Genomic DNA, 24,243 nt, shown 5'->3' on the forward strand with positions numbered 1-24,243 from the left:
GAAGAGCAACGGCCCATAATAAAAATCACTCGCTTCACAGACCTTTCGGGTCTGTGAAGCGAGAATGGTGCAAGATGTGAGTAGCCCGCATTGATCTGCCCGACTAATCTAAAATCTTAAATGGAGTTAGGAGTCTTGAGCGATCGAACCCTCGCTGTTGTGCGGCAGCGCGTTGCCGTTTACGTCGCCGAGTTGCAGTCGCACGTCATCTATTGCCTGATTTAGCTGGGCAATTTTATCTTCTAAACTCAGCCTTGCTACTTCCATCCCTTCGGCTTCGAGTTGGCTGGCTTTCCTCTGGCGGATTTTTCTAGTTTTTGCGTCTGAAGGTTCACTCAGTAAAGCTTCAGCAGCGCGCCGCGACAGCACTGCGCCCAAAACAGCACCCACCAAGCCGCCAACTGCAGCTCCGGCAATAAATCCGCCTGTAAAACCCTCTCGATTGCTCATAGCTCAACTCAACTGCGCGATATTTCTTTGATTTGTTTATTTTGACACTCTCCCGGTGAGACACTGGGAGATTGTTAGTTGTCAGGTAAGGCGAGAATTCCGACTTCTTGGTTGAAGCGGATCATTTCCAAAGATCGATCGCCATAAAGGTCTTCAATGTGTTCCAAGCAGCAGTCGATCGCGAAATCGTTCAACTCAGCCGGCTCAACACCGTACATTTCCTGAAACACTTCTGAGTCTACCCGACAAAAGCGCGGTCGATCGGCATAAATTCCGCACTCTCGGGTCGCTCGGTCAAAATTGATACACCAACCGTCATCTCCGACTAAGCTCAAATAGAGCGCTAATTCGTCTTCAGATAAATACTCGTCTAAGTCAGGGCGTTCTGCTGGTTCTAGGTAACAACAAGCACCGCACTGCTTTACGCAACGCCAATTCGCCATAGTTCGTTCGATTTTAGATTTTAGATTTTAGATTCGGAGCACTTTCCCGGAAGAGGCATCAAGTCCCCGGTTCCCTGTCACTGGGAGGTCGATCGTAGTTTACATTTTGTTGAATTTTGTAAAGTTCCTTAAAAAATAGGGACGATAGCCCGGTAAAATCAGAAGCGGATTTTCTAATTCAACAATCTAGACTTAATCACTACAGTCAGGAGGACACATGGACTTTATAACCGATCTTTTCAGTGGTATGGCTGGTGTAGACTACCAACTCATTGTTCAGGTAGCTTTACTCGCAGCCGTCGTGCTTTCGGGCCCGATCGTGATTTTTCTCTTGGCAGCTAAAGGCGGCGACCTGTAATTATAGCACGCTGCGGGGCGATCGAGAGTTGGGAGTTTTGAGTTTTAAATTATGCAAAATTCACAACGCTCGATCGCCAATTTTCCCTGCTGCACCTGCTTTGTTATCAAATACCGAGTTATCAAATACCGAGGGCGTGTTTAGCAGTTTGAATCAAATTCTCAAAAAAAGGTAGAGATACATCGACTTCTCTAGCATCTTTGCGAGAGTTGCCTAACAAACCAATGTTTTGTCCGGGTGCAACAGCCAAAACTTGTCCTTGAGAGTTGCGAATTCTCAATTCCTCGATCGAGCCTGCAGGAGACAGACTGCAAGAATAAGTGCGATCGCAGTAATCAAACTCAACTTTTCCAAACATCGGCGGCCTGGAACTAGCAGCATTTGCGGGTAGCCGAACGCCCAACAATTCTAACTCAACCGATGTCTTGCCATTAAAACTATTTTCCCGCAATCGGTAAGCAATATCAACCCGCCGAGGCAAAGGAAAATATTCCCCCCAACGCCAAGCAATCGCCTTCACACTAGCCGATACATTTCCATCTTGAGTTGCAGTTAGTTTAACGTGACCTCCTTTACCAACAATTTTCTGTTCAGTTATGCAAACATTAGGCGTCCAAAATACAGGAGCCTTATTTTCAATCCCGCAAGGTTCCAGAGCATCAATTTGTCGGTAAAGGTCGAGATTAATCTCTGCCAAATTTGCCTGCACATCTACTGAAACCAGCGGTTTTAGGTGTTCCGGCTGCAAACATTGATTAGCAAAAATTGACAGTTGATTGCGGAATTGTTCTAGATTCTGGGCCGGCATAGAAAAACCGCCAGCCGCTTTGTGTCCGCCAAATTTAGTTAATAAATCCGCGCAAAAATTCAGCCCGTCAAATACATTAAACTCAGGAATTCCCCTCGCCGAACCCCTGATAATTTTATGGGCAACCGCCCCTACAGCCTCATCCTCAAAAGTACCAATAAACACCGGTACGCCGTAGCGTTCCACTAATCGAGAAGCCACAATCCCGATCACCCCGTGGTGCCAACCGGGCTGCACGACAACTAAAACTCGTTCTTGCTGCAAGTCGAGTTCACTTTTCTCGCACCAAGCGATGGCTTCCTGCTCAATTTCCTGGCATAACTCCTGCCTGCGCTGATTGATTTGTTCGCACTGCATCGCGTTTTTGAGAGCCAATTCGCGATCGTCCGTAGTCAGCAACTCTATCACAATTTGAGGATCAGCCAGTCGCCCCACAGCATTAATCCGGGGCCCAAGCCTAAAACCAATATCTTCAGGCTTTAACGTATTGCTAGCTTGGCTTTTTGAATTCAGAAGAGGTAAACTTTCCGCACTTCCCGGCTGCACTCCAGCCACCTGAATCAAAGCCTGAATACCCGCCAATTGCGAGTGAGGCAACAGTCGCAAACCCCGCTTCACCCAGCGCCGATTAACTCCTGTCAAAGGTGCTAAATCCGCAATAGTTCCTAAAGTAAATAACTCCAGCAGGGGATTCACCAACCCGCCCAGTTTCTGCATATCCTGAGCCAAAGTAATAGCCAAAACATAAGCAACGCCTACGCCAGCCAAACCGCGATAAGGCGAAGATTCTGCAATTAATTTCGGGTTGAGAATAGCATCAGCCGGTGGCAGTTTTGGGGGTAAATCGTGGTGGTCTGTAATAATAACTTTGACACCGAGTTCTCGCGCTCTGGCAACCGGGCCGTAGGCTGCAATTCCGTTGTCAACCGTGAGAATGAGAGCGACACCTTCCGAGTGAAATTCTTCTACAATGCGATCGTTAATCCCATAACCTTCTCGCATCCGGCTGGGAATAGCATAATCCACATTCGCCCCCAGCAGCCTCAGAGCTCGCAGCAACAAAGCCGTGCTCGTCATCCCGTCAGCATCGTAGTCGCCGCAAATCGCAATTTTTCGCCCTCCTGAAATCGCCTCCCGCAACAATTTGACACTCGCAGCCAAATCGGGAAACTCATCCATTGGCGCGGGCAAAACCAGAGATTCCGGTTCGATAAACCCTTGCACTTCTTTCAGAGAGTCGATGCCCCGGTTAATCAGTACCTGTGCCAGCAAGGGCGACAAAGCGATTTCAGTGGCAAACTGTTCGGCTTGCTGTGGTTGAGGCGAATAAATTTGCCACCGTTGGTTTGGCAATCGGTGAAAATGCGGGGGCACAGATGTCGTTCGCTCTTGCACGGAAGCTGAGGTCTAAAGATACATAGTTAATTTTACTGAATTAAGTGCATCAGTCAATCAATTTTAGATTTTAGATTTTAGATTTTAGGTTTTAGATTGAGCCTAAAGATGAGTTTTTTGGGTAAAATCCAAAGGTTGTTTGTAGGAAAGCTTTTTTCGGAAGCTCTCACCGCACCCAAATAGGGATACAAGCCCCCGCCAGCAGTGGTGGAGGCCAAAAAATTTTAGACCAAAGTTCAAACCCCCCAAATTTATCTGTGGAGTCAATCTAAAATCTCGAATCTCAAATCGACTCGCGGGAGCCGAAAAACGAAGTGCAGCAGGCATTTGCGCTGCCCGCCCTAGGGCGCAGACTACTAATTTAATGAGGAGACTTGCATGAGTGGCGATCGACCACCTTGGTTTAAAATTGCATTACAGGTTCAGGGGTCTGTCATTCCCTCAATTTTGCCCCGCGTTTTGCTGTGCGGCGGCTTTGGAGTTCTTATTTCCCTGCTGCACTTTTTAAAGTGGCCGGTTTCATTACCAATTTTGTCGAGTATTGTACCGAGTATTGTCCTGGGTCTACTGTTAGTTTTTCGGACAAATACAGCCTACGAAAGATTTTGGGAAGGTCGAAAATTTTGGGGCACGTTAATCAACAACGTCCGCAATTTGGCGCGCCAAATCTGGGTAGCAATTGAGGAAAAAAAACCGCAGGATATCGAACTCAAAAAGTCAGTCCTGCGCCTGTTACCCGCCTTTGCAGTGGCCCTGAAACTGCACTTGCGGCAAGAATCTGTAAATCCCGAATTGGAGCCGTTAATGTCTCCAGCGCACTACCAAAAGCTCAAGTCGATGAACAATCCGCCTCTAGAAATTGCCTTTTGGATTGAGGATTACTTGCACGAGCAGTATGAGGGCAATTGCGTTGATGTCTATCAGTTAACTGCTATGAAGGAGTTGCTAAACTCTATGATTGATGTATTAGGGGGCTGCGAGCGGATTTTGAAGACCCCTATCCCTTTGGCTTACGCGATTCACCTGAAACAACTATTGTTGCTTTACTGTTTGGCACTGCCCTTTCAAATGGTGAACGATTTGACTTGGGGAACCGGTCCAATTGTAGCTTTAATTAGTTTTACTTTGTTCGGCATCGAAGAAATCGGCATTGAAATAGAAAATCCTTTCGGGCACGATGCCAATGATTTGCCTTTGACCAATATTTGTGCTACCATGCAGCGCAATATCGATGATTTAATTACTTTATCTCCTAGCGTTCATGAACACGTTAAAGATAAGTAGAGTCATTAATCATTGGTCATTAGTCATTAGTGAACTGTAGGGGCGGGTTCACCAATAATCCTCACAGTGCAAACAGATTTAATAAACCCGCCCCCGCCCCACCCGAAAATTCTTTACTAACGTTAATTTCTAACAATAAACCGCATTAACCCAGCCAATACTAACAATACAGGCGTCAGCCAATCTCCCCAGCGCACGTACAAAGTTCGAGTTTGCCGCCGATAAATAGTAGCATCTCGGACTTCATAGGTATTAATTCCCGACTTCCAAACCGTCTCGCCGCGAGGATTTACAAAAGCAGAGTAACCCGTATTAGTTGCGATAACTGCCCATCTATCCGTCTCAATTGCCCGCATCACATCTAGAGCATGATGTTGATCCAACATGGGCGGTTTGTAATGGGCATTGTTGGAAGCTGTGAGCATAAATTCGCCTCCATTCGCCGCCTGATATCGGAAAATTTCCGCAAACGCGGAATCGTAACAAATTCCGACAATGGCGCGGCCAAACGGCGTATCAAACAATTGTTTAGAATTACCGGGTACTAAATGAGCATCTAAGGGCGAAAGCCGATTAATAATCCCGCCTAAGATTTCGTAAAAAGGGATATATTCGCCTAAAGGCACTAGCTTTAGTTTATCGTAGCGGCCGATAATTTCTCCAGTGCGATCGATCGCCAATAAGCTGTTAGTGATACTATTCTCTTGCTGTCCGAATCCTCCAACCCAAGCCACAACGCCGCGTTCGAGAATAGCTTGGTAAAAAGAAAGAGTAGAACGTTGATACTCGTTTGTCCAGATAAAAGGCAAAGCCGTCTCTGGAATTAACACAGCATCGACTTGTCTGTCTGCTAACTGTTTGTATCCAGTGGTGTAACCTTCTAAAGCACGCCCCCAACCCGCTGAGTCAAACTTAATCTCGTTAGGAATATTGCCTTGAATAATGCCAATTTTTAAAGCGGTTGCAGCTTGTTGATTCAAAGGGCGGTTGTATAAACTCCATCCTGCAATATGCAAAACTAAACACAAACTCGCAGGCAAAATATAAGGAATCCAATTCTTCGTTTTGACTTCTTCTTTCTTCCTTCTTCCTTCGAGCCAAGCTTCTGCAATTAAGCCATTTACTGCTACAATAGCGGCTGTTACTGCGCTGGGCCCGGAGAGTTGACCGAGGTGCAATATTGCTAAATTGTGCGGGCTTTGCGTATATGATAGGGATGTCCACCACAGCGAACCTGTACTCCAAATACTTTCTAAGGCGCACCACAAAGCTGTGCCAATTAAAACGCGAGTTAATGCTGAAAATTGAGTTTTACGCCCCCCAGCCCCCCCTTGTAAAGGGGGGGAGTTAAGAATAAGAATAGGATTTTTGCCTGGTAAAGTTAGGGAGTTGAGAATTACCAATAGCCACGCCCAAACGGCGACTAAGGCAGCTCCCCAGAGGGTGATGAAGGCCCAGCAAAAAAGTGCGATCGCCAAACTCGGCCACCAAGGAACTCCCAACCAAGTCATCGGGTGAATTCCCATAATCCAAGATAAAGCTAATCCGTGATAGCCAATTCCCCAGAGTGAAGGAAGAAGGAAGAAGTCAGAAGTCAGAAGGAAGAATTTTTGTTGTTTTACTTCTTGCTTTGGCTTTTCATAACTAACAACCAAAATCCAGAGAGGAACTAGGGCTACCCAAGCCAATAGCCAAGCATTTACTGGTGCGGTTGTCAATGCCATCAAAATGCCGCTAAAAAATGCGATCGCCCAGGCTACTGTTTTGGATTTATGAACCACGAGTTTTTCAAATTTGTGCCTGTTAAATATCGCCACTTTGATGATTGCCAAAAATAATAATTCCTAATTAATATATCAAATTAATCAGGAAGAAGGGAGTTTGGCAACGAGCAGTGTATGGGATTTAACGAATTTAACAGAAAAAAATCTATCCAATTCTACTTGCCAAAACAAAAAGCGCCCCTATTTCTAGGAGCGCTTTTTGTTAAATCAAAAGCTAAATTTAGCCGTTGATGGAAGGAGCAACCATTGCTACTGGGGTGACTTCACCGGCGGCCAAGTCGAGGGGGAAGTTGTGAGCGTTGCGCTCGTGCATTACTTCCATACCCAGGTTAGCGCGGTTGATGACATCAGCCCAAGTGTTGATGACGCGACCTTGCGAGTCGATAACCGATTGGTTGAAGTTGAAACCGTTCAAGTTAAACGCCATCGTGGAAATACCCAAAGAGGTAAACCAGATACCGACAACTGGCCATGCACCTAACAAGAAGTGCAAAGAACGGCTGTTGTTGAATGAAGCGTATTGGAAAATCAAACGACCGAAGTAGCCGTGGGCTGCAACGATGTTGTAGGTTTCTTCTTCTTGACCGAATTTGTAACCGTAGTTCAAAGATTCAGTTTCGGTTGTTTCGCGAACCAAGGAAGATGTTACCAAGGAACCGTGCATGGCGGAGAACAGAGCACCGCCGAAGACACCAGCAACTCCCAACATATGGAAGGGGTGCATCAGGATGTTGTGCTCAGCTTGGAACACGATCATGAAGTTGAATGTGCCGGAGATACCCAAGGGCATACCGTCAGAAAAGCTGCCTTGTCCGATCGGGTAAATCAAGAATACTGCGGTTGCTGCTGCAACTGGTGCAGAGTAAGCGACGCAGATCCAAGGACGCATACCTAAGCGGTAAGACAATTCCCATTCACGACCCATGTAGCAGAAAATTCCAATTAGGAAGTGAAATACTACTAATTGGTAGGGGCCGCCGTTGTACAACCACTCATCGAGGGAAGCTGCTTCCCAGATGGGATAGAAGTGAAGCCCGATCGCATTCGATGAAGGCACAACAGCACCACTAATGATATTGTTGCCGTACATCAAGGAACCAGCAACTGGTTCGCGGATGCCGTCGATGTCCACAGGAGGAGCAGCGATGAAGGCGATTATGTAGCAAATGGTGGCGCTCAGCAAGGTAGGAATCATCAAGACGCCGAACCAACCCACATAAATGCGGTTATCGGTGGATGTTACCCAGTTGCAAAACTGCTCCCAAACGTTGCCGCTTTCGCGACGCTGTACGGTTGTTGTCATTTGGTTTATGATTGCTTAATTATTGAATTTTCAAGGTTCGTTGTGGGGATGCCCCACGCTTATATTAGTAACACCATTCACTCTAGTTTGCCAAGGGATTACTGGTGACAATTTAAATATTTTACAAACATTTACAAAAATTGGATTCTTGGTAAATATTTATAGTTTTTTACAAAGTAATATTACCCACCTAACACGTTAAATATAGCGATCTGAAGAACTGAATCTATTGGCTGTAGATGGGTTCACCAGTTTGAGCAAATTATTTTTGTTCAGGTCGATTCTCTTTCTATCTAAATATCTGTTAATTAGGTCTTGAAGAGATAATTTTTAATATTTATTAACATATAACTGGTGGCTCTTGCGAGGGGAAATTTTTATCGGGAGAATACTGAAAAGCTGGTTTTTAGTGAGATCGGGCTGCATTCTCAATAATCTCGAATCAAGCCGGTTTGACGAAAAAAGAAACCCGGTTTCTGAGGCGCTGGGCAATAGAAATCAATCGGGTTTCTGAGGATGAGTCCGCAAGTTGGGCGTAAAAATTAGGCTTTAGCCTGGGGGCCACTTCATCTGCCGTCCGCCGAGAATGTGAAGGTGCAGGTGGTCTACAGTTTGGCCGCCGTCGCTGCCGCTATTAATGACGACGCGATAGCCGTTGCTAAGTCCGAGTTGCTCTGCTACGCGCTTGACAGTCAGCAGCAGGTGTCCCATGAGAGCATGATCTTCCGACTCGGCATCGGCTAATTTGGCAATAGGCTGTTTGGGAATGACGAGGATGTGGACGGGTGCTTGCGGATGGATATCTCGGAACGCGAGGGCCAAGTCGTCTTCATAAACGATGTCTGCGGGAATCTCTTTGCGGATGATTTTGCTAAAAAGCGTTTCTTGAGTTGTCATGGGTGTTAACGAAGTTCGGCAACGAAGCAGTGTACGGGATTTAACTGAAATGTTGTACCATTGTCAATAAGCCTTTTATGGCTGAATGCCCACCTCACAAGAAATACACTCTTTGTGGAACAGGCATCTTGCCTGTTCTTGAGAATGGTGCAAGATGTTAGATTTAACAAATCAATTTTGACGGAAGATGGAAGGCCGAAGGGTTCAAGGGAAGATGGAAGACCCAGCAGGAGAGAAGCAAGAGGAGAAAAGGAAGAGGCAAGGAAAAGTTTTTCTTGCCTCTTCCGATATTCATTAGTCATTGTTAATCATAATAGATGATGAATCAAGGACAGGCAAATTAAGGATAAAGAAAAATGCTTGCTAGGGTTTGGAGTGCATCGATCGTTGGAATTGACGCGGTAAAGGTTGGTGTTGAGGCTGATGTGTCAGGGGGGCTACCGAAAATCGTGGTTGTGGGATTGCCCGATTCTGCGGTGCAAGAAGCTAAAGAAAGGGTTAAGGCTACGCTAAAAAATTCGGGATATGGTTTTCCGATGCGGAGTATTGTGATTAATTTGACGCCGGCAGATTTGCGGAAGGAAGGGCCGAGTTTTGATTTGCCGATCGCCATTGGCATTTTAGCAGCATCCGAACAAGTCAGCGCTCAACTTTTGGGAGATTATTTGTTTTTAGGGGAACTTTCTTTAGATGGGAGTTTGCGGCCTGTGGCTGGGGTTTTGCCGATCGCCGCTGCTGCTCAAAAAATGGGTATTTCGGGGTTAGTTGTACCGGCTGGTAACGCGCAGGAAGCGGCTTTGGTGCACGGAATATCTGTTTATGGTTTTGAAAATATTTTTGCAGTTACTGATTTTTTGAACAATCCTGGAGTTTATTCGCCTGTAGAAGTAAACGGTCGAGAAGAGTTAGCAAAAACGCGGTTTCCGGGTTTAGATTTAAAGGATGTAAAGGGGCAAATTCACGCGCGGCGCGCTTTGGAAATTGCGGCGGCGGGGGGACACAATTTAATTTTTGTGGGGCCGCCTGGAAGCGGTAAGACTATGCTGGCGAGGCGTTTGCCGGGTATTTTGCCGCCGCTGACTTTTGAGGAAGCTTTGGATGTGACTCAAATTCATTCGGTGGCTGGGTTGTTGAAGGATAAGGGAAGCTTGGTGGGCGATCGACCTTTTCGCAGTCCTCACCATTCGGCATCCGGCCCTTCTTTGGTAGGTGGCGGCAGTTTTCCGCGTCCGGGTGAAATTTCTTTAGCACATCGCGGCATTCTTTTTCTGGATGAATTAACTGAGTTTAAAAGAGATGTTTTGGAGTTTTTGCGACAACCGCTGGAAGATGGTTATGTGACAATTTCTAGAACTAGACAATCGGTGATGTTTCCGGCGCAATTCACTTTAGTTGCGAGTACAAATCCTTGCGCTTGCGGTTATTACGGCGATTCGATTCAACAGTGTACTTGTTCGCCGCAAAAGAGGGAGCAATATTGGGCTAAACTTTCGGGGCCTTTGATGGATCGGATTGATTTACAAGTGGCGGTTAATCGTTTGAAACCCGAGGAAATTACGCGACAGCCGACGGGGGAGGAGTCGGAACCGGTGCGGGTGAGGGTGCAGCGGGCGCGAGAGCTCGCAACTCGCCGTTTTCAGTCGGAATCTAGTTTGCGCTGTAATGCGGAGATGCAAAGCAGCCACATTAACAAATGGTGTCAGTTGGATGATGCTTCTCGGAATTTATTGGAGATGGCGATTCGGAAGTTGGGGCTTTCGGCTAGGGCTAGCGATCGCATTTTGAAGGTTGCTAGAACTATTGCTGATTTGTCGGGGGATGAAAGCTTGAAAACGAATCATGTGGGGGAGGCGGTGCAGTATCGGACGATCGATCGGATGCAGTAAGTCAGCAACGGCTCAAAAGACACAATCCCCCCGAACCCCGACTTCTTAAAGAAGTTAGGGATCTAACAGTTGATTCGGCGATTTCAATCACTTCTAAACATACGAAGTCCCAGCAGAGGGGGACTAAGAGATTAAGGGGGTATTTAAGCTCGATTGATGTTGTCCAATTATTTAATTGAGCCAGTGAAATGCCCCGATGTTCCTATGTTTATTGTCTGATTGTGTGCTGCATGGTGCCAGGATCACTTGTGACAGTTGCGTAAGTTCGGTTAGTGTTAGATTGGGGGAGGCGACAGCAAACCAAGGCAGCAGTTAAAGTGGCGATCGCGGAAGCTTTAGACCAACTGCCCGAAAGCTAATCAACTGAAGTGTATCAGCGCAACTATTAAGATGTTTATCAGCACGTCTAGGAATCTTATTCTGAGGCCACACGCAGTATTTATACCACCGCAGCTTGAAGCTGGTGTCAATGCCACCCACCCACAGCTTTTGTCAAAAATTCCTCATAATTTAATCAAAAATTCATCAAGTTTTTAGCCACTTGTTGTCATTTTTACTGTAATTTATGATACCGATCACCCAAGTTGCCCTAATCTCCACAACGGCGGAATTTTTAATATTTAATTTCTCGCTCTCCCTTTCCCTCCTTCTCCCTCCCTCTTCCTCTCTCTTCCTATTTTCCTGGCCCCCTCTCGCTGTTTCACCCTAAAATTTAAAATTTTTGAGTGACAAATCATGGCACGATCGCAGCGCGTTTTGATACCATGCAATCAAGCGCAAGACAATCAGGGAATGCACTGGAGGTGTGTAAATGGAGCTTTTGGCAGAACAAAAACGGTGCTTGGATTGCTTGGTAAGCTCGATCGAGCAATTGGGAGGTCGAGTAGACATTCCAAAGCTGGAGCAGATAGCTGAGCTAATCATTCAAACGATGAGAGGGCCTTGGCGCTACTTTCACACGTCGGAACACATTTTTGAGGTCGGGGGGTCAGTCGATCCGATCGAGGTGCTGGCTGCGCTGTTTCACGACCTCGTGTACGTGCAAGTCGATCAGGGCGTTAGTTTCAATATTAGCAGCGCCCTTTGTCCTTTTGTCAAAGAAGTGCGATCGCAGTTAGTTATTAGAGATGAAAGCGAACTGCCCGACGATGCCATGTATCAGCTAGTGGCCTCAGTATTTGGGTTTATTCCCGGCAAGACTCTCTCTCCGTTTGCGGGCCAAAACGAATTTTTGAGTGCCGTTATTGCTGCCAAATCTTTGGAGCCTTTTTTGCCAGCTAGTACGATCGCTGAGATAACAGCTTGCATTGAGGCTACTATTCCTTTTCGTCCGGTTTCGCCCAGTGGTTTGAGCGCGATCGAACTTTTGCACGAGCGTTTGGTAAGTATAAATTGCGATTTTAACTTGGGATGGAACCCTGCAGAAATTGTAGAACTTGTCAAGCGTGCTGTCAGGTTAGCAAATAGAGATGTCGAGAATTTTGCCTCTCGAAATTCCTCTAATTTCTTAGACAATACCTGGAACTTGATGCCAGAAACCAACCACGAATTGAGCCAGGCCAATACCTATACTGTTGTCGAATATCGCAGGTCTCTACAAAAAATGGAAGGATTTTTGAAGTTCCTCAAACCAGAACTGGTTTTCCAGCAGTTTAGGCAAGAGCCGGACGATGCAACCTACGCTAACCGGATTGCCCGAACTCGAAGAAATATCGAAGTTGCTAAACTTTATCTGGCTATCAAGCTAATTACCATCGCCATTTTAGAAGCTCTTTCCTACCGCTTGGGGCGCGATATTCCGCTTTCAACTATGATGGGAGAATTGCGCGCACCCGGATTTCAAACATCGGTTTTGGAGGATTACTTGCCCAACAAACAGATCGCCTACCCATTAGAAAGTCAGTTGCAAAGAGAAGTGTTAGACCTGCTAGAAATAGGACGCAATCAAGAATCGCGCTATGATATTAAAAACTCCCCGGTTTCTACGTTTATTATCAAATCTATCGGCTTTGCTGAAACTGAAAACTTTTTGAAGAAAGCTCAAGAGTTTTTTGCCGGTCATATTTCCTCGGAAGAGTTTCTCTCTTACTGCGCTCCCGATGTCATCGAGACCATCTCCTCCGGCGTGATGAAACTCTTTGACAGCAGAAAGACGGCTTTAGGGAAAGTTAAATTAGTTCACCAAACCGTTTCTTAGGATAGGTTGGCACAATCTTAAAACGTTTTCCATTGCAGAAACCAAGTTTCTTGAGTTCAGCCACAATGTCCGGTTAGTTTGAGATGTTGCACCATTCTCGCTTAACAGGCTTTCGGGCCTGTTCCACAAAGAATGAGTTTTTTTGTGGGGAGTAGGGGTTGGGCGGGCTAGAAGCCCACCCCACATGAAAATCTACTCTTTGTGGAACAGGCATCTTGCCTGTTCATAAAAGGCTAATTGAGAATCGTGCAACATATGAGCTTTAAAGGACTTTAGCGATGAGTCTGGGGTTTGAACCCCTGGCGGACTAATTCGACATCCAACTTCTATTGCGGTGAACCAGCCGCACCCTCTGCGCCGGATTTGCTATCAGGTACACCCGTATCCGTAGGATTAGAATCGCTCTGGCTTTCCGTATTAGTTTCGTCGCTCGTACCTGCTCCAGAAGCACCATCATCTTGAGTTGGAGATGGAGTAATTGAACTCTCAGGTGCTGGAGTTGGCGGAGGGGAAGCTGGCTCATTCTGCGGAGTCGGAACCGTAGTATTGGTATTATTTGACGGCGAAGATGGAGCCGGCGCTGCTTGCTGAGCGGGTGCATCTTGCTGCTGTGAATTTGGAAGCGTAATATTGATATTGGGAGCCGGATTTGCTTGAGGAGCCGGAGTTGCGTTTTGAGCTGGACTTGGTTGAGGAGCCGGAGTTGCGTTTTGAGCTGGACTTGGTTGAACCGGAACCGGAACAATCTTTTGAATGATCGTTTTTTCTCTCTCTATAGTCCGAGTCGGAGCTGGTGTTGCTGAAGGCTGATTCGCTTTCGGTACAACAATCACAGGAGCAGCAGTAGGAGTAGGAGCCTCCTCACCCCGATTGAAGTAATATACACTGCCCAGAACTAAGCCTACCAAAGAAGCAAGAAGAATCCCTAACAGTAACCCGCGACCCGCATTCTCATTATCGCGGACTTCTTGGACTCCAACTTGGCGCTGGTTTTCGGCCATTTCACCCTGTACATAACCTTGGTGATGAGCTGCTTCTTTAGAAGCTTTCCCCGTTGTACTCGGAACACTTGTAGTAGTTCGCGTTGTACTGACGTGACCGTTAGTTGCATCGGTGTGAACTTCTTGATGAATTTCACGGCTAGAGCTATTTTCTTCGTTAGGTTTCATAATTATCTTCGGCACAACTATTCAAAAAATATTTGTATGTAGGAGATGCTCTGGTTTGAAAACTTGAGCTAAGCTGTTGACCATTTGAATCACTTATTTCAACTCACTGTCAAGGTTGAGACAAGATTCAGGTGTAAACGTTGGGCGTTTTGCTCATACCCAGTTTAAATACTTAACAGCTTTCTGCTTAGGGAGTTTAGAGAACTTTTGGTTTTTCCTTCATTTGTATCCAATCTAACTCGCCGAGGTATTAACCAGGCTCTACCCTAAGAGTGATTTTCCGAGTCCCCAAAGGAATAAAATTAGCCGAACTTCTACAAAGAATACCGGCTAAATGAGTTATTTATAATGCTTGCTCTGCAAGCATATAAGCTGAAAAGATGAGTAATGAAAGAGACAGCCCCCGCCATGCTGCCCCCCTGTTTTGATTAATTTGATCCAAGATTTGACGATATCTTTCGTTATCAAGCCCAAAAACGGGAGTTTAGGAATTATTTAGGCGACTTATTGGGAGAAAGTGAGCCAAACCACCTCTCGCCGATGGTGGCACACGCCGTCCGAGTAACTTACCACAAATTACGCCCTTTTTTAAGCGCAGCGCCTTGGTCATTCAGCGAAATGAATCAACGCCACTTGGATAATGAATCAGTGTCATCAAATCACGATCAGCCAAGGATTTAACCTCATCATAGATAATTTATGGCACCCTTAAAAATGGCAACTTTACTGCCGGAGTGGCAAGGCAATACATCAGAGAAATGGGGAAAAAAGAGAAGGGAGTAGTAACAGTTACTACCCATCTATTTATAAAGCCAGTTTGTGCTTGAAATTTGTTTAAGTCCGGTTAGATAACCACAATTAAGTTAGTAGTAATAAACGCCACTTTTTTCTCATCCATCAAGAGAGGATGGTCGTACTCACTACCAACAAGCTTGATTACGGGATATTAACCGGACAGGAACATTACTAACAACTGAGTTTCTGTTATTCTGTTCTTTCAATGATAATGGTCATGTGAGCGACCAATGCACCTATTGCTCCTACTGCTGCAATGACTGGAAACAAGGCCGCACCGATGACTCCACCGACTACTCCCACCGTCAGAGGAACTTCTACTAAGATCCGTCCCTCTTCATTTTTGATAATGATGCGGCGGATATTTCCTTCGTGAATCAGTTCTTTAACTTTAGTAACCAAATCGTCGCCGTTAATTTTTACCTCCTCGACGCTAACTTTTTCCTGAGTATAAGCAGGGGTTTGTAAAGGAGTCGTTTCAAAATTAACCTCAGCAACTTTTTGGGCCGAAACTTTTTCAGATACAGGTATTGATTCGAGATCTCTTGTCCCGACTGGTTCTTGTACGCGATCTGTAGGTGTGTCCATTTTTTGTTCTCCTTTTAGGTAAAAGTATTTTTGTATAGAATTATATTGAAATATAACACGCAACTTTTTTTGAATCAATCATTCTTTTGGGTGATCTTGCTGCTGCTGTCGTGATTTTCTGAAGGTATGATAATGAAAATTCCCTCACTCTCTCGCTTCTGGGCTTATCCTATCTGTCCCTATCTCCTTGTGCCGTTTAGTTAACTGTCTGCTTCTGGCCCTCGCAACGCCCCACCCTTGAAAAACTTCTAATCCTGACAACGAAAGGATGAGAGCGACTTTCACACTCTCAGAGACTCAGACTCAATAGGTGTACAGGTTGAAATACTGACATTGTACTGAAAGTACGATCGTCCCGCCGTGTATACAATTACCACCTCTCGTTCGGGAAACCGCACATGGAAACCGTCGCTTACTTTCCTCAAATGTCATTTCAATTTAGCTCAGTGCGATCGCCCAACCAAACCCCATCCCCCGATCTTCCTCAAATCAACATCTTAGAGTTTCTAATGAGAATTGCCTAAAATCAAGGGGGAGGAGAAGTAATAATGATCGAAATATTATCGCAACTAAACCAACTTCCTCAAATTGAAGTTGAAGTTGGGGAAAATGCGGGTAAAATAGAATTATTTGCTTCTGCTTCCTCTTGATTCTCCGTGTCCGATTGGCCAGCGACAGAATTTGAATCTCCAGTTGGTGCCCCGACGGTACTTTTCGGGAAACTTTTAAGGCACATCAAGCGGATGTGTGGAATGTGAGTTTTAGTTGCGATCGCACAACTTTAGCATCTGCCGAGAAAAATTTCGTCGGTGAAGCTTTGGAGTCTCGATGTGGCTAAAGTATAAACGGCCGAACTTGACAAATTGCTCGCAATCGGCTGTCCGTAGCTCGGAGACTACCTACAATACAATCTTCGGGTTGAGTGCGATCGGCATTTGTGCGAAAAAACTGACAATTGACATTTCTTGGCAATTCGCCGACACCGATTTTGCCTGAATTGTCAAATAGGCGATCGGCTGCCGATTTGTCGCTATTCTTGTCTTATTGTAATATAATTTTACGCAAGGGGTAATACCAAATGTACTACCACAGGTCCCAGATGTCTATCCATCTGAACCAAATTAATGTCATCAAACATTAAAAATAGTTATGACTGTTATATTCGGATTAGTAGAATCTTGGATCGGTCAAATTTACTACATAATTAGGTTTCAAAGGAGTGTCTGCTGTTAAATTAATCTAACCTGCAATAGCGTTTCGGGTGAGACCCGCACGATTTAAAATCCAAAAAATTCTGCTGAATTAACTCAATTTGAGTGAGCAAAGTAGAGTTGATTTCATAGCTATAAAAAAATAGAAAATGCAGTACAAATAGTAAGCAATACTCCAGCAGCAAACCGCTACGGTCAATTACCAAAGGAGGGAGCAGTGTATGAAAATGACGGGTTGAGTCCCCTGAAATCACCGCTTGGTTTGCGATCGACTCTACAGGAATTAACCCTGTACGACTTTCTCCTAGAATCTGAGTGCCCGGGGAACGAAGTTGCTAAAATTTTTCAAGCAAACCCTTTAGTTCCCGGCATCATCATCACTCAGCAAGGAAAGTTTATAGGGATGATTTCGCGGCGGCGTTATTTTGAACACATGAGCCGCCCCTACAGTTTGGAGTTATTTTCTCAACAGCCTTTGTTTATACTCTACCGCTTTACTAAAACGGATATGTTGGTTCTCGATCGCGAAACCTCAATTATGACCGCAGTCCGGCAGTCTTTGGAGCGATCGCCTGAACTAATCCACGAACCAATTGTAGTACAAGTAGAACCGGAAACTTACAAACTTTTAGACGTACATCAACTGCTGCTTTCTCAGTTGCAAATTCACGAGTTATCAACCGTGGTGATGCGCGAGTCGCAAGCGCAATTGAGACATCAAGCCCAACAGCTCGAACTTGCCCTGCTGGAACTTCAGCGCACTCAAACTCAACTAATTCAAACAGAGAAAATGTCTTCTGTGGGGCAGTTAGTAGCAGGAGTAGCTCACGAAATCAACAATCCGATCGGCTTTATTTATAGCAATTTGCACCACGCTAAAGAGTACACGCAAGGTTTAATGCGGATGCTCGACATCTACCGACAGCACTGTCCCGAACCCATCGCAGCAATTGAAGCGGAAGCAGAAAAAATCGAACTCGATTATTTGCTAGAAGACTTGCCGAAAGTGTTAAATTCTATGCAGAAAGGTGCAGAAAGAGTGCGCGACATCGTTTTGTCGCTGCGGAATTTTTGCAGATTAGACGAAGCTCAAATGAAGCAGGTCAACATTCACGACGGTATCAACAACACGATTATGCTGTTGCAAAGCCAGCTTATAGGGAAACCGGGGCAGGAGGCGATCGAAATTTACAAAGAATACAGCGACTTGCCACTGGTACAGTGCTATCCCGGACAGCTCAATCAGGTATTTATGAATATTTTACTTAATGCAATTTACGCTCTTGTTGAGTCTAATAAATACGAAAATGTTGATAAAGAAAGCCCGCAGAAGTCGCAATCAGGCGAGCAAAAGCAGTCTTTTACAAAGACTCAATCATCAGTTTCTAAGTCTACCCGCCTGATTCCTACGATTCGGATTCGCACGGAGTTAATTGAGAAAAAAAAGGTAGTAATTAAAATTTCTGACAACGGCCCGGGGATGACAGAAGATGTTCGGAAGCGGTTGTTTGACCCTTTCTTTACTACTAAGCCGGTCGGCCAAGGAACGGGTTTGGGACTGTCGATTAGCTATGAAATTGTTGTCAATCAACACCGCGGCCAATTGAAGTGCTTTTCGGAACCGGGAAAAGGTGCAGAATTTGCGATCGAAATTCCCCTTCAACAGTCTTCCCTAGCACAGATGTTGCCTCGCTTTGCGTGATATAGCAGAAGGAAGAAGGAAGTTCGGCAACGGATTTTGTAACGGATGTAACGGATGTCAGGAAGAAGGAAGTTCGGCAACAGATTTTGTAACGGATGTCAGGAAGATGGAAAATGGAAGAAGGAAGAAGGAAGGAGGAAGAATCAATAAAAGTTAGGGACTCGGCTGTTGAAACTGCTTCTTGTCAAACTTTCGTTCCTCTCGCTTGAGACTAAAGAATAAAGCCCGTCAGCTACCGCGAACCTTTGCAAACCCACTTCCACAAAGGATGACTCGGCCCCTGTTGGCGAATGCGGCGAACTTGTTGTTCCAAACCCTGTTTTTCCCGCAGGGGCAATCCTCGCACCCTATTGCGACTTTGCCAAGTTAGCACAGCTAAAGTCATTCCCAAGCACAAACCCAAACCGAGAGTCGGCCAGCGATGAAAAGATAAACCGTAGCGCACCGCCGCCCAAGTGAAGTGTTCTAACCACAAAGCTATTTCGCGGCGCAAACCCCAAATGCTCAAAGAACCGACGCTAATCCACAGCAATATCACTGTTAACCAGCGGCCGTAAACTGTTAGTTTGTGAAGCCTTTGGACTTCAATTTGAAAAGTTTCGTCAGTAGTCATTGGTTATTTGTCATTTGTCATTTGTCATGGGTTATTGGTTATTGATGATTTATTATTAGTCAGTCAACAGTTAACCGTCAACAGTTAACCGTCAACAGTTAATTAAACTTCCTCTGACTGGTTGATTCCTTCTGCAGGGACGGGGATGGAGTGGCCGGTGCGACTGCGCCACCAAGCTAGTAGCGTACTGGCAACGAAAATACTCGAATACGAACCAGCAATAAAACCGATAATCAAAGCTAAAGCAAAGTATTTGAGGGTTTCGCCGCCAAACAAAAAGATTGAAAACAATGTCAGCAGCGTGGTAAACGTTGTGTTAATTGACCTTCCCAGCGTCTGCATGACAGCATCATCGACAATTTGATCGATCGACTGTCCCGGATTTAGCTTGATTACTTCTCGCACGCGATCGTAAATTACCACAGTATCATTAACAGAAAAACCGATAAGCGTCAAAAGCGCTACCACAAATAAACTGTCAACTTCCACTCCTTGAACTAAACCCAAAAACGAGAAAACACCAAGCGTGACCAACACGTCGTGAAACACAGCCACAAAAGCAAAAAAGGCATAATCCAACTGAAATCGGAATGTCAGATAAGCAGTAATTCCAGCAAAAGAAAGCAACAAAGCCAGCAAACCCGAAGTAAACAACTGTTTGCCGAGGGTAGGCCCAACCGTATCAATTTGAGTAGATTGAGGAGCAAAAGCGCCTATCTTTTCGCTCAAAGCTGTTTGCAGATTAGTCCGCTGTTCGACATCCAAAGTTTTTGTTCGCAGCGACAAACCGCGCTGTTCTTGGCCGATAACTTGAATGCTGCTGCCACCTAAACCTTGGGTGTCCAGGACTTCACGCACAGCAGCAAGATCGATGGGTTTACAATTTTCCGGTTTCGTGCAGTCGAGTTCAAATTGCAGGCGAGTGCCACCGATAAAATCTAAACTGGGGCGCAGTGGTGCGCGGATGTCGGGACGAGTCCAAGAAATCGCCATCGACACTATACCTGCGAGGATTATAGCGGCGGAAATACTCCACCAGAGCGATCGATATTTGATTACACTGAATTTCATAATTTGAAGGAATAGGGAAGTTCGGCAACGGATTGTGTAACGGATGTAAGAAGGAAGGAAGGAAGGAAGAAGTTAACAGTCAACTGTCAACAGTTAACAGTCAACAGCTAACTGTTAACTGTTAACTATTAGCAGTTTTCGACAAATTAGGACAGAACCACTGAGGTTTCCGCAATGCTGGAAAGCTCAATACTACGAACAGCAGAGTGCGGCTGCAAGTAATAGCAGTAAACATACTCACTACTACGCCCAATGCCAGAGTTACAGCAAACCCTTTAACTAAACCTGCCCCCAACCAAAACAAAGCAGCACAAGCAATAACTGTTGTGACGTTACCGTCTAAAATGCTGGAAAAAGCGCGGTAAAAACCCGATTCTACAGATCGATAAAGCGATTTCCCCGCCCGCAACTCTTCCCGCGTGCGCTCAAAAATCAGCACGTTAGCATCCACGGCCATCCCGATGCTGAGCACAAAACCAGCAATTCCCGGCAGCGTTAATGTCACTCCCAAAAGCACGAAAGCTGCCCAAGTTAACAGAGCATAAATTAACAGAGCAATATTGGCAATTACGCCGGGGAGTCGATAGTAGGCAACCATGAAAATCAAGACCAAAATTAAGCCGCCGATACCTGCGTTAATACTGCTTTGAATGCTGTCTCTACCCAAGCTAGCGCCGATCGTGCGGTTTTCTACAATTTCGACAGGCACCGGCAAAGCGCCGCCCCGCAATTGCACTGCCAAATCGTTAGCTTCTTGCGTTGTAAAGTTGCCTTGAATCACGGCACTCCCACCAGTAATTCCTGCTTGGGCAAATTCAACACCGACGACTGGAGAACTGATCATTCTTTCGTCTAGGAAAATACCGATACTGCGTCCGGTGCCGGCTAAATTTTTAGTGAGTTGGGCAAAGAGTTCGCCTCCTTGGGTATCGAAAACGAGAGCAACGTTCCAGTTGTTCCCAGCCGCCAAGGGTTGAGGTTGAGCGTCTTTGAGGTTTTCGCCGCCGAGGCCGCTGCTTTTGAATAGTTTGGCGATCGCCTCATTACTTCTTTTCAAAGCAGCCTGATTTTCTTTAATAGCAGCCTCATTCGGGTTAATTTTCAATTCTTCTTGTTTGACCAGCAATTCCTGCTGCAACTGCCTTTCAATGCCTAATTGTGCTTCTGTTCCGGGCAGTTGTTCCTGAAATTCTAGCTTGGCGGTGCCGCCCAAAACTCGTTCTGCTTGCTGCGGGTCATTTACTCCGGGCAACTGCACGAGAATTTGGTCTTCTCCTACTGTTTGCACTAATGCTTCGGAAACACCCAAACCGTTGACGCGGTTTTCGACAATCCGCCGCACTGCTTCTAACATTCCCTGGTCTATTTTAGGAATTGTGGGGGTAGTTTTTACCTGAATGGTGAGTTGCGACCCTCCTTGCAAGTCTAATCCCAGCCGCGTCGGAATTGTTACTATTACAGTAATGGCGGCGATGATTAAAACAAAAATTAGGGCTAATATTGAACGTTGTTTTTGCATACTTAATTATTAGTCATTAATCATTAATCATTAGCCATTAGTCATTTGTCAGTAGTTAGGTGGAAGAAATAATCAATCTGTGCATCCGTGTTTTAGCATTAATGTCCTGCTGGCAGATATCGTTAGTTTTAGAGAACAACCAAAGAGTGATAACTAATGACTAATGGCTAATGACTGATGACTATTTATACTCGCAATGCTACCATTTTTTGGACGGCTTCGACAATTTGAGTGGGCTGAACAATTGTCAGTCTTTCTAAATTACCGTTGTAAGGTGTGGGAATATCTTGTGAAGACAGCCGCAAAACCGGTGCGTCGAGTTCATCAAAAAATCGATCGCTAATCGAAGCAATTAGTTCGGCACCGATGCCTCCTGTTTTCATGCACTCCTCTACAATAATTACTTTGTGAGTTTTGCGAATGGATGCGCCGATGGTCTCCATGTCCAGGGGTTTGAGAGAAATTAGGTCGATTACTTCTGGATCGTAACCTTCTTTTACCAGGGCGGGTACGGCTTGCATGACGTGGTGCCGCATCCGGGAATAAGTCACGATAGTGACATCTTTGCCCGATCGCACAATTTCTGCTTTGTCCAGTGGCACTAAATATTCTGTTTCTGGCAAATTTTCTTTGAGGTTGTAAAGAAGAACGTGCTCGAAAAACAGAACGGGGTTATCATCGCGGATGGCTGATTTTAAGAGTCCTTTGGCGTTGTAGGGAGTCGAACAGGCGACTATTTTCAAACCCGGTACTGCTTGGAAATATGCTTCTAACCGCTGGGAGTGTTCGGCGCCGAGTTGCCGGCCCACGCCGCCTGGCCCGCGAATTACCATTGGCATTTTGAAGTTGCCGCCTGATGTGTAGCGCAGCATTCCGGCGTTATTGGAAATTTGGTTGAAGGCCAGCAGCAAAAAGCCCATGTTCATGCCTTCGATGACCGGCCGCAGTCCCGTCATTGCTGCGCCTACTGCCATGCCTGTAAAGCTATTTTCGGCGATCGGGGTGTCGAGCACTCTAAGTTCGCCGTATTTGTTGTAGAGGTCTTTTGTGACTTTATAGGAACCGCCGTATTGACCTACGTCTTCGCCGAGTACGAATACGGCGGAGTCGCGGGCCATTTCTTCGTCTAACGCCTCGCGGAGGGCGTTGAACAATAAGGTTTCTGCCATAGGAGGTTAAGCAATGATTGCAGGAGGGTCAGATTAGAATCTTAACCTTTTGGGGGTGTGGATGAGGATGCGATCGCAAATTCGGCAATTGAACCCTGCACGATTGGCAAGATACCTATCATAATTATTTAATTATGTCAAGCTCCGGCATTTATATCTCGGAAAAATGTTTTTGCAATAAATCGTGAATAAATCGATAACGCCGATCGCCAGTTTTTTGCAGCAACAAGCGATCGGTCGCAGCATCGAGAAAACGCCTGTAGTCCCAAGGAATGTAGCCCTTCGACCACAGCACGAGGTGCAATATAAACCTTTCAATCCCCGGAATTCCCGGCAACAAAGCACTAATTACCGCAGCAACAGCACCCGTAATTAATCCCCAAATTGACCCAGAGACTAGGCTGGCAATTAATCCTAAAATCACCAAAATCAGCCCGCCAAGCAGCTTAACTCCAAACTGATACTTGCGCCGTTGCTCCTCTGTTTGCAGCCAGCTAGACGGTATGCGATCGAGGTAAAATTCTTGAATTCCTTGCTCTTCCATCCTTCTCGCCAACCATCCCAGCCAGTGGCGTATTTGTTCGGGCCGCAGTTCCTTACCTCTGGGATACTGCTTGACTTCCCCGGTGATTTGGTGGCGAATATAGGCAGTTAACAGATATTTGCGCTGTTCTTCTGCGGAAGTTATGCGCTTCCAAGCTTCAATTAAAATATCGTCGTAAGCCAGAGCCATCATGCTCAGAAGCAAGGGAATTTTTGCCAATTTCAACAACTCCGGCTCGCGCTCAATGCTGTACCAAAGTTCGCGGCTTCTGGCTTCTAGCAGATAATTTTGAATTTGAGTTTCTGTTAAAGGTTTCAATAAAACCGCTGCTTGCAGGCGAAATCTAGTATCGCACTTTTTGTAAGCTTCAAAACTGCTGCAAGCTACTAAATGTTTTGGTTTAAATTCGCTTTCAACAAACTGATTGATTGCTTGAATGCAGATATTTTGGCGGTGGGTTTCCACTTCGTCCAAGCCGTCGAGGAGAGGTAGCAATTTTTGTTCGGCGACCCATTTTTTGCCGACAGCAGGAGAGATGCCGTATTTGAACTGAAGTTGAGCAATTAACCAATCTGCGATCGCCCCGGATTCTGCTTTCCATGATCCGAGTTCAAACAGCACTGGTACTGGCAAACTAGCATCTTTTTGGGCGCGGGAAACTAACACCCGAGCTAATTCTAGCAGCGTCGTAGTTTTGCCTGCACCCGTGGCTCCCAAAATTACCAATTTGCCACCGGTGCGATCGAACACTTTAGCAACGCTTGCCTTGGGAGGAAGCCGAAAACTCGGACGGTTGCCGGCTTTCACTTCCACATCCCAACAGCGGTTAACACCAACAGGCGGCGAGTCTTGGCTGAGGTTAGCCAGCACAGCGGCGTGCAAAGACTGCGATCGTCCTGCTTGGACTTCCTGCTTCACCTCCTCCAACAATCGATCGCGAGGCGGTTGTAATCTCAGAGGAATCAATTTTGACATTTTATGTACCTCGCGCTGAACGCTTACCTTCGCAAATTTGCGCGCAAATAACCCAGAGCAAGATTACCATCAGTATAGGCGT

The 24,243-nt window shown here is 45.7% G+C and carries 19 protein-coding genes; 6 read left to right on the forward strand and 13 right to left on the reverse strand.

Annotated elements, in window-relative coordinates; genetic code table 11:
* Positions 1 to 126 precede the first annotated feature (126 nt).
* Both QUA70_RS16710 and QUA70_RS16715 read right to left on the reverse strand, forming a co-directional pair.
* Positions 127 to 450, reverse strand: coding sequence for a hypothetical protein (locus tag QUA70_RS16710; RefSeq protein ID WP_333329314.1), 324 nt, complete (start codon positions 448 to 450; stop codon positions 127 to 129).
* Between the two features lie 74 nt (positions 451 to 524).
* Positions 525 to 893, reverse strand: coding sequence for a YkgJ family cysteine cluster protein (locus QUA70_RS16715; protein ID WP_333348619.1), 369 nt, complete (start codon positions 891 to 893; stop codon positions 525 to 527).
* A gap of 217 nt (positions 894 to 1,110) precedes the next feature.
* On the opposite strand from QUA70_RS16715, the gene psb30 reads away from it, so the two are divergent.
* Positions 1,111 to 1,251 (forward strand): photosystem II reaction center protein Ycf12/Psb30, encoded by a 141-nt coding sequence (psb30, locus tag QUA70_RS16720; RefSeq protein WP_190740284.1) that lies wholly within the window; start codon positions 1,111 to 1,113, stop codon positions 1,249 to 1,251.
* A 121-nt stretch (positions 1,252 to 1,372) separates the two neighbouring features.
* On the opposite strand, the gene recJ is transcribed toward psb30, so the two are convergent.
* Positions 1,373 to 3,454: a single-stranded-DNA-specific exonuclease RecJ gene (gene recJ, locus QUA70_RS16725; RefSeq protein WP_333348618.1), complete on the reverse strand. Its 2,082-nt coding sequence runs from the start codon at positions 3,452 to 3,454 to the stop codon at positions 1,373 to 1,375.
* Positions 3,455 to 3,832: 378 nt separating this feature from the next.
* Here recJ and QUA70_RS16730 point away from each other — a divergent pair, with 378 nt between their 5' ends.
* Complete coding sequence (locus QUA70_RS16730) at positions 3,833 to 4,738, forward strand: bestrophin family ion channel (RefSeq protein ID WP_333329304.1); 906 nt, start codon at positions 3,833 to 3,835, stop codon at positions 4,736 to 4,738.
* A 122-nt stretch (positions 4,739 to 4,860) separates the two neighbouring features.
* Here the strand turns inward: QUA70_RS16730 and lnt are convergent, their stop codons facing one another.
* From lnt to QUA70_RS16745, 3 genes are all read right to left on the reverse strand, one after another.
* Positions 4,861 to 6,555: an apolipoprotein N-acyltransferase gene (gene lnt, locus QUA70_RS16735; protein ID WP_445251647.1), complete on the reverse strand. Its 1,695-nt coding sequence runs from the start codon at positions 6,553 to 6,555 to the stop codon at positions 4,861 to 4,863.
* A 187-nt stretch (positions 6,556 to 6,742) separates the two neighbouring features.
* Complete coding sequence (gene psbA, locus QUA70_RS16740) at positions 6,743 to 7,825, reverse strand: photosystem II q(b) protein (protein ID WP_333348616.1); 1,083 nt, start codon at positions 7,823 to 7,825, stop codon at positions 6,743 to 6,745.
* Positions 7,826 to 8,374: 549 nt separating this feature from the next.
* A complete protein-coding gene (locus QUA70_RS16745; RefSeq protein WP_172188364.1) occupies positions 8,375 to 8,722 on the reverse strand; it encodes a histidine triad nucleotide-binding protein in 348 nt (115 codons plus the stop codon).
* A 356-nt stretch (positions 8,723 to 9,078) separates the two neighbouring features.
* Here QUA70_RS16745 and QUA70_RS16750 point away from each other — a divergent pair, with 356 nt between their 5' ends.
* The gene (locus tag QUA70_RS16750; protein ID WP_333348614.1) at positions 9,079 to 10,608 is read left to right on the forward strand and encodes a YifB family Mg chelatase-like AAA ATPase; all 1,530 of its coding nucleotides are present in this window, start codon (positions 9,079 to 9,081) and stop codon (positions 10,606 to 10,608) included.
* A gap of 811 nt (positions 10,609 to 11,419) precedes the next feature.
* Positions 11,420 to 12,805 (forward strand): hypothetical protein, encoded by a 1,386-nt coding sequence (locus QUA70_RS16755; RefSeq protein WP_333348612.1) that lies wholly within the window; start codon positions 11,420 to 11,422, stop codon positions 12,803 to 12,805.
* 326 nt (positions 12,806 to 13,131) lie between these two features.
* Here QUA70_RS16755 and QUA70_RS16760 read toward each other — a convergent pair whose 3' ends face one another.
* Complete coding sequence (locus QUA70_RS16760; RefSeq protein ID WP_333348610.1) at positions 13,132 to 13,974, reverse strand: hypothetical protein; 843 nt, start codon at positions 13,972 to 13,974, stop codon at positions 13,132 to 13,134.
* A gap of 984 nt (positions 13,975 to 14,958) precedes the next feature.
* The gene (locus tag QUA70_RS16765; protein ID WP_333348608.1) at positions 14,959 to 15,357 is read right to left on the reverse strand and encodes a DUF4342 domain-containing protein; all 399 of its coding nucleotides are present in this window, start codon (positions 15,355 to 15,357) and stop codon (positions 14,959 to 14,961) included.
* A 1,428-nt stretch (positions 15,358 to 16,785) separates the two neighbouring features.
* Between QUA70_RS16765 and QUA70_RS16770 the strand changes: the two genes are divergently transcribed.
* Positions 16,786 to 18,270, forward strand: coding sequence for an ATP-binding protein (locus QUA70_RS16770; RefSeq protein WP_333348606.1), 1,485 nt, complete (start codon positions 16,786 to 16,788; stop codon positions 18,268 to 18,270).
* Positions 18,263 to 18,427, forward strand: a complete 165-nt coding sequence (locus QUA70_RS16775; protein WP_333329282.1) for a hypothetical protein — start codon at positions 18,263 to 18,265, stop codon at positions 18,425 to 18,427. Before QUA70_RS16770 ends, QUA70_RS16775 begins: the two co-directional genes overlap by 8 nt.
* A 75-nt stretch (positions 18,428 to 18,502) precedes the next feature.
* Here the strand turns inward: QUA70_RS16775 and QUA70_RS16780 are convergent, their stop codons facing one another.
* From QUA70_RS16780 to QUA70_RS16800, 5 genes are all read right to left on the reverse strand, one after another.
* A complete protein-coding gene (locus QUA70_RS16780) occupies positions 18,503 to 18,883 on the reverse strand; it encodes a hypothetical protein (RefSeq protein ID WP_333329279.1) in 381 nt (126 codons plus the stop codon).
* 102 nt (positions 18,884 to 18,985) lie between these two features.
* The gene (secF, locus tag QUA70_RS16785; protein ID WP_333329276.1) at positions 18,986 to 19,954 is read right to left on the reverse strand and encodes a protein translocase subunit SecF; all 969 of its coding nucleotides are present in this window, start codon (positions 19,952 to 19,954) and stop codon (positions 18,986 to 18,988) included.
* A gap of 121 nt (positions 19,955 to 20,075) precedes the next feature.
* On the reverse strand, positions 20,076 to 21,473 hold the full coding sequence (gene secD / locus QUA70_RS16790; RefSeq protein WP_333348604.1) for a protein translocase subunit SecD: 1,398 nt from the start codon (positions 21,471 to 21,473) through the stop codon (positions 20,076 to 20,078).
* 185 nt (positions 21,474 to 21,658) lie between these two features.
* Positions 21,659 to 22,642, reverse strand: a complete 984-nt coding sequence (locus QUA70_RS16795; RefSeq protein ID WP_190740298.1) for an alpha-ketoacid dehydrogenase subunit beta — start codon at positions 22,640 to 22,642, stop codon at positions 21,659 to 21,661.
* A 151-nt stretch (positions 22,643 to 22,793) separates the two neighbouring features.
* Complete coding sequence (locus tag QUA70_RS16800) at positions 22,794 to 24,161, reverse strand: NACHT domain-containing protein (RefSeq protein ID WP_333348602.1); 1,368 nt, start codon at positions 24,159 to 24,161, stop codon at positions 22,794 to 22,796.
* Positions 24,162 to 24,243: the final 82 nt, after the last annotated feature.

This window comes from Microcoleus sp. LAD1_D5, assembly GCF_036702115.1.
Lineage (GTDB): Bacteria > Cyanobacteriota > Cyanobacteriia > Cyanobacteriales > Microcoleaceae > Microcoleus.